Source organism: Polaromonas sp. P1_E12, assembly GCF_056405975.1.
In genome coordinates, this window is sequence record NZ_JBFUBB010000006.1 from 286,077 (window position 1) to 302,464 (window position 16,388).

Consider the following 16,388-nt stretch of genomic DNA (forward strand, 5'->3'; position numbering starts at 1 on the left):
ATGCGCTCAATATTCCGAAGAAATGTCACAAATTGTGCGCAAGCCCTCAGCGTAATCTGTGCAACCTCTAAAAACCACCGTGGAAATGCCAACACGTCATAAGCCTATGCGCATGGGACGCCAACATACGCCCGTTCAAGTGCGTTGGCGGGCAGATCCAGGCAGACGATGAAGCAAGATCGCCAACACGAGGGCGATGGCGCAGCCGGCCGTCGCAAGCCAACCCGTCCATTGCCATCCTCCCGCAGTGCTGGCCACCCAGGCAACCAGCGGAGGACCGGCAAATTGCCCCAGCGCCGACCACTGCTGGACCCAGCCAACGGTGGTCGACACGGCATCACGGCGGGGCGCAAGCTGGATGGCCAGGTTAAACAGCGTTGCGGGGATCAGGCCACCCACCATCGAGAAGACCAGTATGGCCACGTACTGTATTTCCGGGCGCAGTTGCACGGCAAATGCGAGCTGTGCGCCTCCAGCCATCGACAGGAAGCCTGCGCCAAGCAGAACCACCGGTCGTACACCACGCTCCAGCAGCCTGCCTGCCGCGACGTTGCCGATGATATTGACGGCAGCAGCAAGCGCCGTAAGCCATGCCACCCACACACCGCTCACGCCAGCCTGGGTGTAGATGGACGGCAGGAAACCGACCACAGCAAGCCACTGTCCCGAGTACATCGCAAAAGCAACAGCCATGTACCAGGCTGCGCGCGACCGCAGCGTCGCGCGGACAATATCTCCGCCACGGAAATGAGGAGCCGGCGATTGCCGGGGGGACATGCCATCATGCAGATGCCCCTGTGCAGGAACTTGCCACGCGACCAGCAAAGCCAGCACTGCGGCCAGCGCGGCCAGAAGCCACCACAAGATTCGCCAACCCCAGTCAGGTGCGGCCAGGCCGATGATCATGGGGCCTCCCAGCAATGCCAGAGAGGCGCCCAGCGGCATGTAGGCGCCCCAGACTCCCAGCATGCCGTTGAGTCGCTCTTGTGGCACCAGCTGGCGGATCAGGGCTGGGGCCGGTAACACCACCCAGAGGAATCCCAGCCCTTCGAATACACGTGCGGTCAGCAGCCAATGCACATCGGGAGACACGCCGCCCAACAGGCCGGCACCGGACAACACCAGCAGCCCGGCCACCATGCTGCGCTTGAGGCCGGCACGCTGCACAACAAGCCCGATGAGCAGCCCGAGCACCATACCCGCCAGCTGCACCAGCGACAGCAGAAATCCGGCCTGCAGCAATGTCACGCCCAATACCTTTCCCAGCACAGGCAGCGCAGGCGGCAGCTTGCCCACGTAAAGGGCGGCCACCACACCGGCAGCCATCACGTACCAGGCCGCGTTCGGGCTCGGGGTTGTTGTTGGCCGGGGCTCAGTCACGTTGTTTGCTGCGATGGGCGGCCACAACTCCACTTAGACCGGAAAGGCTGCGCGCCCCTTAAGACGTTCATGCTCTTTGGCGGCGAAGCGGTCTGTCATGCCGGCAATGTAGTCGGCGACCACCCTCTCGGGTTTTGCGCCCGCCGCATGGGGGGCATCAATGCCGTCAAACCGGTCGATGTGAGCCTGCGGCATCTGGGCCGGGTCGGCCATATAGGCTTCGAACAGATCACGAACTACCTGCTTGGCAGCCTGCGTGGTTTCCACCACTTTCGGGTGGCGGTACAGGTTTCGCAGCAAAAAACGTTTGAGGGATGCAGACTGCATCGCCATTTCTTCGGTAAAACACACCAGCGCCGGATGCCTGCGAACTTCGTCCACGCTGGCAGGGGCAACCTTGTAAATCGCAAGCGATGTCGCATCCATCACGTTATAGACCTGCGCACTGAGCATGCGCCGTATGGTCTCGAACAGCAGCCGCCGGCCTTTCAACGCCCGGTGCGCCAGTTGCGTTTCCCGGCAGTGTTGCGCGAACAGCTCGACACCCTCCAGTTGCTCCAGGCTTAACAGGCCGGAGCGCACGCCGTCGTCAATATCGTGTGCGTTGTAGGCTATTTCGTCCGCAAGATTGGCCAGTTGTGCTTCCAGACCGGGTTGCTGCCAGCGCGGCCCGTCAGCGGGCTCTACGAACCGGCGGGCAACACCGTCCGGCTCGCGGGCTTCAATATGGCGTGCATTGCGCCTGGAACAATGCTTCAGGATTCCTTCTCGCGTCTCAAAGGTCAGGTTCAGCCCGTTGTACGCCGGATAGCGCTCCTCAAGGGAGTCCACCACGCGCAGGCTTTGCAGGTTGTGCTCAAAGCCTGCGCTGTCTGGGTTACAGGCTTTCAGACATGCGTTCAAGGCATCCTGGCCGGCATGGCCGAACGGCGTATGGCCCAAGTCATGCGCCAGCGCAATGGCTTCCACGAGATCTTCATTGAGCTGAAGCGTGCGGGCGATGGACCTTCCCAGCTGGGCGACCTCCAGCGAATGAGTCAGCCGGGTGCGAAACAAATCACCTTCGTGATTCAGAAACACCTGGGTTTTGTACACCAGGCGCCGAAAAGCGGTGGAGTGCACGATACGGTCGCGGTCGCGCTGAAACTCGGACCGGGTTGGCGCAGCAGGCTCGGCAAAGCGGCGGCCGCGCGAACGCGAAGGGTCACAGGCGTAGGGTTGGAGATTCATGAATTAAACATAAAAATGACCGGAATCCCATACCTCACAAGCGCAAGCAGCTCCTGAATTGATAGCAATTTCAGGTACCTCTTCCATATTTTCCGCCGCTTATTCACAGCACATATCTATGACACTGCGCACCATGGCATCCGGCGCACTGCGAACGGCTGCCTTCCCGGGGCCGTCGATCACAACAAACCTTATCTCACCCGCTTCGGATTTTTTGTCGATGCGCATCAGTTCGAGATAGCGGCCGGCATTGTCGGTGGTTGACAGCACAGGTCCTCGCACCGGCAGGCCGCATCGTCGGACAAGATTGGTCAGGCGTTCCGTAAAAGGCTTGTCAACCAGGCCCAGACGCTCTGACAGATGCGCGGCCATCACCATGCCGCAGCCCACACCCTCGCCATGCAGCCATTCCCCATAGCCCAGACCGGATTCAATCGCGTGGCCGAAGGTGTGACCGAAATTCAGGATGGCCCGCAAGCCCGACTCCCGCTCGTCCTGGCTTACAACCCATGCCTTGATCTCACAACTGCGCTGGATGGCGTGGGCCATGGCCACGGGCTCCCTGGCGAGCAGATCTTCCAGGTTAGTCTCGATCCATTCAAGGAATGCCATGTCGGCAATGGGGCCGTATTTAATGATCTCGGCCAGGCCCGCACTCAGTTCGCGAGAGGGCAGCGTCGCCAGAACATCCAGGTCGCACACCACCTGCAAGGGCTGGTAGAACGCACCGATCATGTTTTTGCCCAGTGGGTGGTTGATCGCCGTCTTGCCGCCAACCGAGGAATCCACCTGGGCCAGCAATGTCGTGGGCACCTGCACAAATGGTACGCCGCGCATGTAGCTGGCCGCGGCAAAGCCGGTCATGTCGCCGACCACGCCACCGCCCAAGGCAAACAGCACCGTCTTTCGGTCGCAGCCGTTTTCCAGCAGCGCATCAAAAATCAATTGCAGGGTTGGCCAGTCCTTGTGGGCTTCACCATCCGGCAAGGTGACCAGCAGCACCTTGTCATAGCGTTGTTGCAACGCCCGGGTGAGTTGCGCGGCATACAGCGGTGCCACGGTGGTGTTTGACACCACCAGCGCCGTCGCGGCTTTGGGCACGTCCTGATAGGTATTGCTGCTTCCCAGAAGCCCGCTGCCAATGACGATCGGATAGCTGCGTTCGGCCAGATCAATCCGGATTGTCGCAACGGCGGAAGAGGAATTTTCTTGCATGGAAGAAGTGTAGAGGCTTCCACCCTTTCCAAGGCTTGCCAACGGTTATGGCCGGTCGGGAGGCGGAGCCATCACGCCTGCCAGCTCCAGCTGCATCAGGATCATGTTGACCAGCGTAGAGACTGAAGGGCGGCCTGTTTCAATGACATAGTGTGCCGTTTCCCGATAGAGGGCGTCACGGGCGGCGTAAAGATCCCTGAGCCGCGCCAGCGGATCGGCCACCTGAAGCAAGGGGCGGTTCTGGTCATGCCGCAAACGGCGAAAAACCTCTTCGGGGATGGAATGCAGGTAAACCACCTGCGCCCGCTCCCGAAGATGTTGCCGGTTGGCGGGGCGCAGCACAGCCCCGCCGCCGCTGGAGAGTACGCAAACCTCACCCTGAGTCAATTCATCGATGACCAGTTGCTCGATGTCGCGAAATGCGTCTTCACCTTCGCGCTCAAAAAACTCACGGATAGAGCAACCGATACGTTGTTCTATCACCTGATCCGAGTCAATGAACCGCAACCCCATTCTTCGGCCAAGATGCCTGCCGACGGTGGATTTCCCCGACCCAGGCAAGCCCACGCAGGCGATTCTCAACGGATGTGCATTCAATTGATATGGAGGAAAGGTTGCCCAGAAGCATGCCAAGCAACTACGCAGAGGACTGGCAGTCCCACGCGCAGTCCTTCAGCACGACGCCTTCTTTACCTACCGCCCTCGAACTCGCCCAAGGCGATCAGACGGGTGGTCGGAATTAACGCAGGGCAGATCCGTTAGTCAGCATTTTGGGCGTGATGAACACCAGCAATTCAGACTTCGTGGCAGATCGCGTTCTTTGTTTGAACAAATTGCCAACACCGGGGATGTCGCCCAAAAGCGGGACTTTGGTTTCATTGTCACGATCATTTTGCTCAAAAATGCCGCCAATGACCACGGTTCCACCATTTTCCACCAGTACCTGCGTTTGAATATGCTTGGTATCAATCGCGAATCCGTTCGCTGTTTCACGTCCCACGCTATCTTTGTTCACGTCCACTTGAAGGATGATGTTCCCCTCCGGCGTTATTTGCGGAGTGACTTCGAGCTTCAAGTTTGCCTTTCGAAAGGCAATAGCGGTGGCACCGCTGGAAGTCGCCTGTTGATAGGGAAGCTCTGTACCCTGTTCAATCAGAGCCTTCACCTGATCAGCAGTCACGACACGTGGACTGGAAACAATTTTCGTCTTGCCATCTGCTTCAGATGCAGAAATCTCAAGATTAAGGAATCGTGTCTTTGCGGCATTGAACAAAGAAATGGCAAACGTACTTGCGTTGAATCCGTTTTGGCCCACACCAGGCAGGCTCACGAATTCACCTGCAGTAGTTCCTGCAACTGTCGGGCTATACGACCCGCCAAAAGCGGTGTTATTACCCTGGGTGAAAGGTCGACCCCCTAACCGCACGCCCAGAGATTTACCGAAGGAATCCGACGCTTCAACGATACGAGCTTCAATCAACACTTGACGGACTGCGACGTCTAATTTCGCGATCAGCGCCTGCACCTGTTCAAGTCGCGATGGTATGTCGGTAACGAACAATTGATTGGTGCGCGCCTCCGATATCACGCTGCCTCGCGCAGACAGTATCTTTGTAGCACCGRCACCGGAGCCCAACAGCCCTGCCGCAATATCTGCAGCTTTTGCATAGTTAAGCTTGAAATCCTGGGTCCGGAGCGTTTCCAGACTTTGAATCGCATTCTTTGACTCCAGTTCCAGCTTGTCTTTGGCTGCAAGTTCGTCTTTGGGTGCGATCAACAAGACGTTGCCTGTTTTGCGCATGCCCAGTCCCTTGGCCTGAAGAATAATGTCCAGTGCCTGATCCCAGGGAACATCTTTCAGACGCAACGTTACCGCACCGGTAACCGAGTCCGACGTCACGATATTGAAGTTCGTAAAGTCTGCAATCACCTGCAGAAGGGAGCGAATTTCAATGTTCTGAAAATTCAGGGATAGCTTCTCACCGTTATACCCAGGTCCTTGCGTCAGCTTGCTTGGGTCAATTTTTTGCTGGCGCACTTCCAGGACAAACTGGTTATCACTTTGATACGCACTGTGTTCCCAGGCGCCCTTGGGCTCGACCACCATACGGACCTTATCCCCCGTTTGAAATGTGGTGACGGTTTGCACTGGTGTTCCGAAATCGCCCACATCCAGACGACGGCGAAGTCCTTCTGGCAATGCGGTTTTCAGGAACTCAACCACCAAAGTCTGGCCTTGTTGGCGTATATCCACGCCAACCTGGTTATTGGGCAGGTCCACAACGATACGGCCAGAACCCTCAACGCCACGACGGAAGTCGATGTCCTTCAAGGGCAATGTGTCGGTGTTGCGATTTTCAGCAAACACTGGCGGTGTAGTAGCGGAGGGCGCAGCCACCGCCACTGAATCGAGGGTAATCAACAACGATTTCCCTTGAATCTCAGCCTTATACGCCGTTGGCACCTTTAGATTCAGTACTACACGGGTTCTTTCACCCGCCTGCACGACGTTCGCCGAGCGCAGATTTCCCAAGTTGAGGTCCACTGCAGATCGTCCCATGGAGTTACCAACCCCGGGAAAATCAAGTGCTATACGCGCTGGCGTCTGGATACTAAAACCCGTCGGTACCGCAGCCAGAGGTTCTGCCAAATCGATTCGAATGACCTCTGCACCGCCCTGAACTGATCCGGAAACAGCCTGGATGGCATTCTGTGCCTGCGCCAGCAAGGGAGCGGCAGTTACAGAAAATGCCAGACTGAGCGAAGCACAACGCAACACACGCCCAAACAAAAGCTGCAGGCGGCCCTTTTTTTCCTGCGTCTCTAGTGCCGGTGTCTGCTTGTTCATTTTGATCCCTCTAATAACTGTAAAGTCGCGGTCCGCTCTATCCACTCACCCGCGGCGTCTTGCACTATCTCGCGTAAGGCGAGATCTGTTTCAGTGACCTTGGTGATCCGGCCGTAGTTTTGGCCCAGGTAATTCCCTACGCGGGCTTGATAAATCAGGTTGTCCACTCGTACCAGCGCAACTGGCTGGCCAACCTTGATCAGGCTACCCACCATGGCAATAGCATCCAGGGGATATGCCTCCAATGGTTCTTTTCGTCGGCTCAGTTCAGGTGCGATCAGGGCGGCGTTGGCCGTCGCCTGATTGGATTCACGTTTCAGTGCCTGTGTCAGTTTTTGAATGCTAAAAGGCTCTATGGAACCTTCCTGGCCATACAACTGAGGTGAAAATTTAGTGGGCTCCGGCAGCGGATCTACCTTAGGCTTGGTAGCGTTCCGTTGCTGCGTCATCCATTCCTGCAACTCCTCCTGTTCAGAGGAACCACAGCCGGACAGGCCCAATAAAATCCCTGCCAAACCGCAAAAAATTACCGCGTATTTTCCTGCACTCATTTTTTGGCTCCAGGAGCGCTCTTGCGCTGCAAGGCTACTTCATCATTGTCCAGATAGCGGAACGTTTTGGCCGTGGTATCCATCACCAAGGTGCTATCTTTGCCGGGCGATATGGTCAGATTATTCAAAGTGACAATGCGGGAAAGATTGGCAATATCAGCCGCAAAAGCACCCATATCGTGATACCTGCCTGTGACTCGAACAGCGATCGGTAATTCCGCGTAATACTCCTTCACGCTAACCTGACCTGGGCGAAACAATTCGAACTGCAGACTACGCCCCAAACCCGCCTGATTAATATCAGAAAGCAGTGCGTCCATTTCGGCCTTGCTCGGTAGCTGCTTTTCAAGCTGGGTTACATATTGTTGAACCTGTTCGCGCTGCTTCTTCAGCGCATCCAGATTGACAGCCTGCGCAAGCTTTGCCGTGTAGTCTTCCTTAAGCTTGACTTCCTTGGCTTTCTCTGCGGTCAACTCCTCATCGGATGCGCTGAGCCATACAAACCAAAGAGCCACGACAACAAAAATCGTCACGGCCACGCACAGGAGGTAACGTGGAAGTGCTGGCCATGAAGGTGGATCATTGGGATCCAGGCCCGTAAACTGGGACTTCAGACTACTTTGAATTGCTCCAAAGTCGATGGAATTTTTAGAGATTTTTGCCATAGTCAAACTCGTTCATTCCGCCTCATACCTTGGCCGGCACCGAAGCGGCAGAAGCTGGCTTGGCAGCCGCCCCCGACACCACCGGTACTGTCCCTGAGCTTGCCGGTGTGGCGCCAACAGTTTTCGGATCGCTGGCCCGCTTCAAACCAATCTTCATTGAAAAATTGGATACCCTGCGCTGGTCACGCGCACTCAGTGAGACTGTGCTGGCGGTGATTTCTACAAGTTCCGGCCGGGTTAACCACGCACTGTTGTTAGCAAGGTTGCGCAACAATTCCGAAACACGTTCGTTTGACTGTGCGACGCCAGTGATAAACACGGCCTGATTGTCTTGTTTCATGCTGGTGATATACACCCCATCGGGCAACTGCTTGACCAGTTCGCTCAGCAAATACACCGGCAGATTGCGGTTTCCCTGCAGGTCTTCCACGGCATTCTGGCGAGCCCTGAGTGCGGAAATTTCCGCCTGCAGCGTGGCAATATCCTTGATCTGTCCTTCCAACCGGGTAATTTCCGTTTTCAGAAAATTGTTCTTTCCCCGCTGGCCCTCAATTTGGGCAAGGTACCAGGAATAAACAGCGCCGCAAATAAGACCGCCGATCAAGGCCGCCATACCCAGCGTGGCAAAAAATACTTCGCGCCTGCGCTTGCGCGCAGCTTCGCGATGGGGAAGCAGATTGACGAGAATCACTGCAGAAACCTCCGCAAAGCCAGACCGCAAGAGGTCAGGTAGGATGCCGCTTCGCGCCGCATCTTCTTTTCACGTACGCCTTCCCCGAGCTCCATTCCCTCAAAAGGGTTTGCCAGCACGCAGGCAAATGAAGTCTGCTGGGTGACGGAGTCGGTCAGGCCTGGCAAGGCGGACGAGCCGCCGGCCAACATCACATAGTCAACTTTGTTGTGCGGTGTGCTGGTAAAGAAGAACTGCAAGGCCCGTCCGATTTCCTGCGCCATGCTCTCGACAAAAGGCTTCAGCACGCCGGATTCGTAGTCTTCCGGCAAATCGCCACTGCGTTTTTTGCTTTCTGCTTCTTCAGGGGAAAAACCGTACTGCCGAATGATGAGTTGCGTCAGCTGTGCTCCACCGAAGGCCTGATCACGCTCATAAAGTACTTCATCGTTTTTGATGACCTGCATACTGGTCGTCAATGCACCCACTTCAAACAGGGCCACCATGGTGTCCACGCCCTTGTTGGGAAGGCTCTCAATCAAGCGGGCGGTGGCCAGGCGGGAGGCATACGACTCCACATCTATAACAATAGGCTTGAGCCCGGCGGCTTCCGCAAGACCCTGCCTGTCCTGCACTTTTTCCTTGCGCGAAGCAGCAATCAGCACTTCAACGTCGCCACTGGAGGTAGCACTCGGGCCTACCACGCAGAAATCGAGGCTGACTTCATCCAGCGAGAACGGAATGTATTGATTGGCTTCGGATTCGACCTGAATTTCGAGCTCTGCGTCGCTGAGGCCGCCCGGGAGAATGATTTTTTTGGTAATGACCGCCGAAGCCGGCAGGGCCATCGCCACATTCTTGGTGCGGGTTCCGCTTTTCTTGACGAGCCGGCGCACCGCGTCGGCCACTTCGTCAAACTTTTCGACGTTACCATCGGTAATCCAGCCTCGTTCCAGCGGTTCGATCGCACAGCGATCCAACACCAGATTACCGGCCTTGTCACGGCTCAACTCCACCAGCTTGACACTGGATGAGCTGATATCTAAACCCAGCAAAGCGGGTTGTTGGCGGTTGAATAACGATCCCAGAGAGATCAAGGCGGTCCCCAAATGACGGCTAATATGTAGCCCTGCATACTTAAGAAATCACTTGAATAGTAGCAGTAAGCTCTTTGTGCAGTAAGGATTTTTCCTGTTTTGGACATCTGGAACGTTGTCAAAAGCAGACGGTCGTACCGGGCCAGGAGTTTGCAAGGTTCCCTAAAACGTTGTCTGCAAACGTAAAAGTATGGCCCTTGCCCTGACACCCCGCACAACCCGCTTCCCGGGATTTTTATAATGGTGACGCGACTTTACGATTGTCTACATGCCCTCCACACCCACGTCTTCTGATTCAAACTCTGCCCCGCTCAAGCAAGGTCGCGCAAAGTCCCTCGTCCCCCGCTGGCTGGTCATGCTCTTTTTGTGGAGTGGCGGCCTGCTACTGGCTGGTGTTGCCGCCGTCTTGCTGTTTGTGGCTGTAGCGCTGTCGGTTGCCTACCCCAACCTGCCGGATATCTCAGACCTGTCAGACTACCGGCCAAAGTTGCCGTTGCGGGTTTACTCCGCCGATGGGGTGGTTATTGGCGAATTCGGGGAAGAACGCCGCAGCCTCACCCCGATCAAGGACATCCCGCAGGTCATGAAGGACGCGGTTCTGGCCATCGAAGATGCCCGCTTTTTCTCGCATGGCGGCGTGGACTACCTGGGCGTGATCCGGGCCGGCTTTGCCAATGTGGGCCGGGCCAAGAGCCAGGGCGCCTCCACCATCACCATGCAGGTGGCCCGTAATGTCTATCTGTCGGCCGAAAAAAGCTATACCCGCAAGATCTATGAAATCCTGCTGACCTTCAAGCTGGAGCACCTGCTGACCAAGGACCAGATCCTTGAGATCTATATGAACCAGATTTTTCTGGGAAACCGGGCTTATGGCTTTGCCGCGGCCTCAGAGGCCTATTTCGGCAAGCCCCTGAAAAACATCTCCATCTCCGAGGCAGCCATGCTGGCAGGCCTGCCCAAGGCGCCTTCGGCCTACAACCCCATCATCAATCCCAAGCGGGCCCGGGCCCGCCAGCTCTACATCATCGAGCGGATGGAAGAAAACGGCTTCATCACCGCCGAACAGGCCAAGGCCGCCAAAGAAGAAGAGCTCAAGGTCAGGACCGGGCCTGACGCGGGCCGGGTGCACGCAGAATATGTCGCTGAAACGGTCCGCCAGCTGGTTTACAACCAGTACGGGGACGAAACCTACACCCGCGGTCTGAATGTCTATACCACCCTGCGTGCCACCGACCAGACGGTCGCGTACAAGGCCTTGCGCAAGGGCATCATGGATTATGAGCGCCGGCAAATTTACCGGGGCCCCGAGAAGTTCATCGATCTTCCGGCCAATGCGCAGGAAACGGAAGATGCGATTGACGACGCACTGACCGACAACCCCGACAACGGAGATGTGATGTCGGCCATCGTGCTGGAAGCCAATCCCAAACGGATTCTGGCCATGCGCCAGAACAGCGAGACAGTTGAAATTACCGGCGACGGCCTGAAACCCGCCCAATCCGGACTGGCTGACAAGGCAGGGCCCAACATCAAGATTCGCCGCGGCGCCTTAATCCGCGTGGCGAAAACACCGAAAAACACCTGGGAAATCACCCAGCTGCCTGAAGTGGAAGGCGCTTTTGTGGCCCTTGATCCGCGCGACGGTTCCATCCGGGCGCTGGTGGGCGGGTTTGATTTTGAGAAAAACAAGTTCAACCATGTGACCCAGGCATGGCGCCAGCCGGGTTCCAGCTTCAAGCCCTTTATTTACTCCGCTGCCCTCGAGAAGGGCTTTACCCCAGCGACCGTGGTGAATGACGCCCCGCTGTTTTTTGACGCCGGCGTCACTGGCGGCCAGCCTTGGGAGCCCAAAAACTACGACGGCACTTTCGACGGTCCCATGAGTCTGCGGACCGGCCTGAAGAAATCCAAGAACATGATTTCCATCCGCATACTGCAGGCTATCGGCGCCCCGTATGCGCAGGACTGGATCACCCACTTCGGCTTTGAGGCCGAAAAACATCCCGCCTACCTGACGATGGCGCTGGGCGCCGGATCGGTCACCCCGATACAAATGGCCACCGCCTATTCGGTATTTGCTAACGGCGGTTACCGCGTCAATCCCTACCTGGTCACCAAAATCACCGACCAGCGCGGCAAAGTCCTGCTGGAAAGCAAGCCACCCGTGCTGGACGAATCGGCCCGGGCCATCGATGCGCGCAATGCGTTCATCATGGACAGCCTGCTGCAGGAAGTCGCACGCTCGGGTACGGCAGCCAAAGCGCAAGCCACGCTCAAGCGCCCCGACCTTTTCGGCAAGACCGGTACCACCAATGACTCGATCGACACCTGGTTCGTGGGTTTCCAGCCTACTCTGACGGCGGCGGTGTGGATGGGTTACGACACGCCGAAAAAACTCGGCGACCGGGAAACCGGCGGAGGCCTGAGCCTGCCGATCTGGATCAACTTCATGGAATACGCCCTCAAGGGCGTGCCGGTGACCGAATACCCGGCGCCCGAAGGTGTCGTCAACGTTGGCGGAGAGTGGTATTACAGCGAATATGCCAAAGGCTCGGGGGTCAGCACGGTGGGCATACAACAAGACCCGGCAGCTGCCGCCACGCCGGCAGTGCCAGGCGCGATCCAGGTGCTACCACCCTCGGACGAGAAAAAGCGCATTCTGGACTTGTTCAAGAACTGAGATGAAACGCATCAAAAAAGGGCTCCACGGAGCCCTTTTTTGTTTCAACGCCAATCACGGCACACCTGCAAGCTTCTGCTGCTACGCTTTATTTGCTTCCACGGGGGCCGCGAACAGCAATGTCTGGCCGGCCTGCTCACTGGCATAGCGAGACAAATTGGCAAAAAACTCGCTCGAGTCCTTGGTGTCAGCCCATTGCCCGCCACTGAATTTGTAGTGGAATCCGCCGGCCTTGGCCGCCATCCATATTTCCTGCAAGGGTTTTTGCAGGTTGATGATGATCTGGCTGCGGTTGGAGAAAGTCAGCGTGACCATGCCACCGGTGCGCTGGTTATCAATGTCCGCGTCGGTCTCATCATTGATACGGTCACAGGCGGTTTCAACGGCCCTGAGTGCACTCTCGGCCAGATCCTGGTATTCAAGGTCCGTCATTACAATCCCATCATGGTTTCTTCAGCTCAAATTTTAGGCCGCATCTGCCCTTCGGCCTCCCGCTATGGCCTTGCTGCAATTGTGGTCGGCGCGGCCTTGCTGGCCGGTTGCGGACAAAAAGGCGCACTTTACCTGCCGGTTCCCCCGAAGGTGCCGGCCACAGCCACTACAGCGCCGCCGGCTGCCGCGCCTGCAACGCCGGCGTCAGCCGCTCGCTGACCAGCAACCTGGCCGATTCATTGAAGATTCAGGCCATCCGGTGGCTGGGCCTTCAATCTAAAGGCGCCCGACCGTTCATGCCGTCAATCGATCATGGCGCGCAAGCCCGGCGCTCCTTAAGATAGTTGCCAATAACTCCAACCGCTTCAAAGCTCATTCTTCATGACCCGCCAACCTCTCCCCGGCCACCCCCATTTCGCTTACCGCGATACCGAGCTGTTTGTTGAAAATGTCCGGCTTGGCGATCTGGCCGCGGCACACGGCACACCGCTGTTTGTCTACTCCAAGGCGGCCATGCTTTCGGCGCTGGCGGCTTACCAGCGCGGCTTTGCAGGGCGCAACGCGCAAATTTGCTATGCCATGAAGGCCAATTCGTCCCTCGGCATCCTGCAGGCGTTTGCCCGGGCGGGTTGCGGCTTCGACATCGTTTCGGGCGGAGAACTCAACCGCGTACTGGCCGCTGGTGGCGAGGCCCGGAAGATCATTTTTTCAGGCGTAGGCAAAACCCGCAGCGAAATGCGCCAGGCCCTGAGCGCCGGCATCGGCTGCTTCAATGTCGAAAGCGAAGCCGAGCTGGATGTGCTGTCCGGGGTGGCTCTCGCCATGGACATGCGTGCGCCCGTCAGCATTCGCGTCAATCCCGATGTGGATCCCAAGACGCACCCTTATATTTCCACGGGCCTTAAAGACAACAAGTTCGGTGTGGCACACGAAGACGCGCTGCGCATCTACCGGCACGCGGCTTCGCTGAAAGGCTTGCAGGTCGTCGGCATCGACTGCCACATCGGCTCGCAAATCACCGACACCACACCGTACCTTGACGCCATGGACCGGGTGCTCGACCTGGTGGCAGCCATTGAAGCTGCGGGTATCCCGCTCGAACATATCGATTTCGGCGGCGGCCTGGGCATCAACTACAACAACGACACCCCGCCCGAAGCCGACGCGCTCTGGCAGCAGCTGCTCGCGAAGATCGACGCACGCGGCTACGGCAGCAAAAAGCTGATGATCGAGCCGGGCCGCTCGCTGGTCGGCAATGCCGGGGTTTGCCTGACGGAAGTACTCTATGTCAAACCGGGCGAGCACAAGAACTTCTGCATCGTCGATGCGGCGATGAACGACCTGCCGCGTCCCGCGATGTACCAGGCTTTCCACGCCATCGCACCCCTGCGGGAAGGCACGGCCGCCGAGGCGACATATGACGTCGTGGGCCCGGTCTGCGAAAGCGGCGACTGGATAGGCCGCGACCGCGTGCTGTCTGTCGCAGCGGGTGACCAGTTGGCCGTGATGTCGGCAGGTGCGTACTGCATGAGCATGGCCAGCAACTACAACACGCGTGGCCGGGCCGCTGAACTGCTGGTTGACGGTGGCGAAGTGCACCTCATACGCCGGCGGGAAAGCGCTGAAGACCAGATGCGGCAGGAACAGCTGATAGCGGGCTAATCCGGAACCACGCCCGGGCAAGCACGTGCCTCATCGGATCAGCGTCGATCAGCGCATACCGCTATCATTATGATAGCTGGTTGCGCACGTCGTATATGGGTTTTGGCCTCTTTTTCCTCAAGAACTGCTGCACACGCCAGCCGAGCAGCAGGGCGATGATCGCGGCGTAAACGAACACTTCGGCAAAATTGTTCTTGCCGGCGCGCATCCAGAAAAAATGCAGCAGCCCCAAGCCGGCAATCAGGTAGACCAGCTTGTGCAGCCACTGCCAGCGTTTGGCACCCATGGCTTTGATGGCCGCATTGAAGGACGTAGCCGCCAGGGGCGTCAGCAACACAAAGGCCGAAAACCCCACAAGGATGAAAGGCCGCTTGGCGATGTCTTTGGCAATATCGGCAAAGTCAAAGCCCATGTCGAACCAGCTGTAGCTCAGCAGGTGAATGACGACGTAGAAATACGCGAACAGCCCCAGCATGCGCCGAAAGCGCGCCAGTGCAGGCGTGCTGGTGATGACCCGAAGCGGCGTGACCGTCAGGACGATACAGATAAAGCGCAATGTCCAGTCGCCGGTGGCGCGTATCAACGCCTCGGCCGGATTGGCGCCCAGCTGGTTAGTGAAAGCGCCATAGAAGAGCCACGCAAAGGGCAGCAGGCAAACGGCGAAGAGCATTGGTTTAGCAGCAGGATGCAGCAACCATTTTTGCGAGCTTGCCATCACAGCCATCCGCTATCGGAGCGACTCTCGTCGAGATGCAACGCCCCATGCCCCTCACACCAGCAGGGGCCGCGGAACCGGCTTTGCCGGGCCGCAGGCGCAGCGGCCCCCCCGGGGGGCAGCGCAGTACGCGAAGCGACAAGCGTGGGGGCCATATTGTTCAGAAATTCTTCTTGAGGTCCATGCCCGCGTAAAGCTGGCCAACCTGCGCTTCGTAACCATTGAACATCAGCGTCTTGCGCTTCTTGGCAAAGAGGCCGTCTTCACCGATACGGCGTTCGGTGGCCTGGCTCCAGCGCGGGTGGTCGACGTCCGGGTTCACATTGGAATAAAAGCCGTATTCCTGCGCAGCGGCCTTGTTCCAGGCGGTGCGCGGCTCCTTGTCGGTAAAGCGGATCTTGACGATGCTCTTGCCGCTCTTGAAGCCGTACTTCCAGGGCAGCACCATACGCACCGGCGCGCCGTTCTGGTTGGGCAGCACTTCGCCATACATGCCGAAGGCCAGCAGCGCCAGCGGGTGCATGGCTTCGTCCATGCGCAGGGCTTCCACATACGGCCAGTCGAGCACGCGGGAACCCACAAACGGCATGGTCTTGGGATCGGCCAGGGTGACGAATTCAACGTATTTGGCGTTGCCCAGCGGCTCGACCTTCTTGATGAGCTCCGACAGCGAATACCCCACCCACGGGATCACCATGGACCAGCCCTCGACGCAGCGCAGGCGGTAAATGCGCTCTTCCTGCGGTGCCAGCTTGATCAGGTCTTCGAGCGTGAAAGTCTTGGGCTGCTTGACCAGGCCTTCGACGGCCACCGACCAGGGCTTGGTCACCAGGGTGTGGGCGTTCTTGGCGGGGTCGGCCTTGTCGGTGCCGAACTCATAGTAATTGTTGTAGGTAGAGGCGTCTTTGTAGTCGGTGATCTTTTCCATGGTCACCGCACCGGCCACCGCCGATTTGCCACCGGCCAGCGCCGCCAGTTTGCCGGGTTTTTGTACCGTTTGCGCCATCGCCTGGCGCCCGGCCCATCCGGCCATGGCAGCACCTGCGGCGCCAGTGGCCATCAGTTTGATGAGGTCGCGCCGGCCGTGATAAATGCCCTGCGGCGTGATCTCGCTGGGAACGGGGTGGTCGAAGCCGCTGGCGTGGGTCCTGATGAGCATGTGAGGTCCTTGAAATCCGTTTAAGGGTTAGTCTGAATACGCAGCAACTTCTTACAGGGATTCAACCCGGCCGGCGAATTAACC

15 protein-coding genes are annotated in these 16,388 nt (G+C 57.8%); 3 read left to right on the top strand and 12 right to left on the bottom strand.

Annotated elements, in window-relative coordinates; all coding sequences use genetic code 11:
* Positions 1-135 precede the first annotated feature (135 nt).
* The 9 genes from AC1D13_RS18035 to AC1D13_RS18075 all read right to left on the bottom strand — a co-directional run bounded on the left by AC1D13_RS18035 (position 136) and on the right by AC1D13_RS18075 (position 9,656).
* Positions 136-1,380 (bottom strand): MFS transporter, encoded by a 1,245-nt coding sequence (locus AC1D13_RS18035; RefSeq protein ID WP_477690039.1) that lies wholly within the window; start codon positions 1,378-1,380, stop codon positions 136-138.
* Between the two features lie 33 nt (positions 1,381-1,413).
* Complete coding sequence (locus tag AC1D13_RS18040) at positions 1,414-2,610, bottom strand: deoxyguanosinetriphosphate triphosphohydrolase (RefSeq protein WP_477690040.1); 1,197 nt, start codon at positions 2,608-2,610, stop codon at positions 1,414-1,416.
* Positions 2,611-2,709: 99 nt separating this feature from the next.
* Positions 2,710-3,825 (bottom strand): 3-dehydroquinate synthase, encoded by a 1,116-nt coding sequence (gene aroB, locus AC1D13_RS18045; protein WP_457279730.1) that lies wholly within the window; start codon positions 3,823-3,825, stop codon positions 2,710-2,712.
* Between the two features lie 45 nt (positions 3,826-3,870).
* Positions 3,871-4,407, bottom strand: a complete 537-nt coding sequence (locus tag AC1D13_RS18050) for a shikimate kinase (protein WP_477690045.1) — start codon at positions 4,405-4,407, stop codon at positions 3,871-3,873.
* Between the two features lie 157 nt (positions 4,408-4,564).
* On the bottom strand, positions 4,565-6,673 hold the full coding sequence (locus AC1D13_RS18055) for a type IV pilus secretin PilQ (RefSeq protein WP_477690041.1): 2,109 nt from the start codon (positions 6,671-6,673) through the stop codon (positions 4,565-4,567).
* On the bottom strand, positions 6,670-7,224 hold the full coding sequence (locus AC1D13_RS18060) for a pilus assembly protein PilP (protein ID WP_457279732.1): 555 nt from the start codon (positions 7,222-7,224) through the stop codon (positions 6,670-6,672). The genes AC1D13_RS18055 and AC1D13_RS18060 overlap by 4 nt, the downstream gene beginning before the upstream one ends.
* The gene (locus tag AC1D13_RS18065) at positions 7,221-7,889 is read right to left on the bottom strand and encodes a type IV pilus inner membrane component PilO (protein WP_457279733.1); all 669 of its coding nucleotides are present in this window, start codon (positions 7,887-7,889) and stop codon (positions 7,221-7,223) included. The genes AC1D13_RS18060 and AC1D13_RS18065 overlap by 4 nt, the downstream gene beginning before the upstream one ends.
* Before the next feature lie 22 nt (positions 7,890-7,911).
* The gene (locus AC1D13_RS18070) at positions 7,912-8,580 is read right to left on the bottom strand and encodes a PilN domain-containing protein (protein WP_457279734.1); all 669 of its coding nucleotides are present in this window, start codon (positions 8,578-8,580) and stop codon (positions 7,912-7,914) included.
* Complete coding sequence (locus tag AC1D13_RS18075) at positions 8,577-9,656, bottom strand: pilus assembly protein PilM (protein WP_457279735.1); 1,080 nt, start codon at positions 9,654-9,656, stop codon at positions 8,577-8,579. Before AC1D13_RS18075 ends, AC1D13_RS18070 begins: the two co-directional genes overlap by 4 nt.
* A 268-nt stretch (positions 9,657-9,924) precedes the next feature.
* Here AC1D13_RS18075 and AC1D13_RS18080 point away from each other — a divergent pair, with 268 nt between their 5' ends.
* Complete coding sequence (locus AC1D13_RS18080; RefSeq protein WP_457279736.1) at positions 9,925-12,336, top strand: penicillin-binding protein 1A; 2,412 nt, start codon at positions 9,925-9,927, stop codon at positions 12,334-12,336.
* 81 nt (positions 12,337-12,417) lie between these two features.
* Here the strand turns inward: AC1D13_RS18080 and cyaY are convergent, their stop codons facing one another.
* Positions 12,418-12,768, bottom strand: coding sequence for an iron donor protein CyaY (gene cyaY / locus AC1D13_RS18085; RefSeq protein WP_457279737.1), 351 nt, complete (start codon positions 12,766-12,768; stop codon positions 12,418-12,420).
* Between the two features lie 12 nt (positions 12,769-12,780).
* Between cyaY and lptM the strand changes: the two genes are divergently transcribed.
* Positions 12,781-12,987 (top strand): LPS translocon maturation chaperone LptM, encoded by a 207-nt coding sequence (lptM, locus tag AC1D13_RS18090; RefSeq protein ID WP_477666046.1) that lies wholly within the window; start codon positions 12,781-12,783, stop codon positions 12,985-12,987.
* A gap of 162 nt (positions 12,988-13,149) precedes the next feature.
* The gene (gene lysA / locus AC1D13_RS18095) at positions 13,150-14,430 is read left to right on the top strand and encodes a diaminopimelate decarboxylase (protein ID WP_457279739.1); all 1,281 of its coding nucleotides are present in this window, start codon (positions 13,150-13,152) and stop codon (positions 14,428-14,430) included.
* A 67-nt stretch (positions 14,431-14,497) separates the two neighbouring features.
* Here the strand turns inward: lysA and AC1D13_RS18100 are convergent, their stop codons facing one another.
* Together AC1D13_RS18100 and msrP are read right to left on the bottom strand one after the other, a co-directional pair.
* Positions 14,498-15,145 (bottom strand): protein-methionine-sulfoxide reductase heme-binding subunit MsrQ, encoded by a 648-nt coding sequence (locus tag AC1D13_RS18100; RefSeq protein WP_457279740.1) that lies wholly within the window; start codon positions 15,143-15,145, stop codon positions 14,498-14,500.
* Between the two features lie 160 nt (positions 15,146-15,305).
* Positions 15,306-16,304, bottom strand: coding sequence for a protein-methionine-sulfoxide reductase catalytic subunit MsrP (msrP, locus tag AC1D13_RS18105; RefSeq protein WP_457279741.1), 999 nt, complete (start codon positions 16,302-16,304; stop codon positions 15,306-15,308).
* Positions 16,305-16,388: the final 84 nt, after the last annotated feature.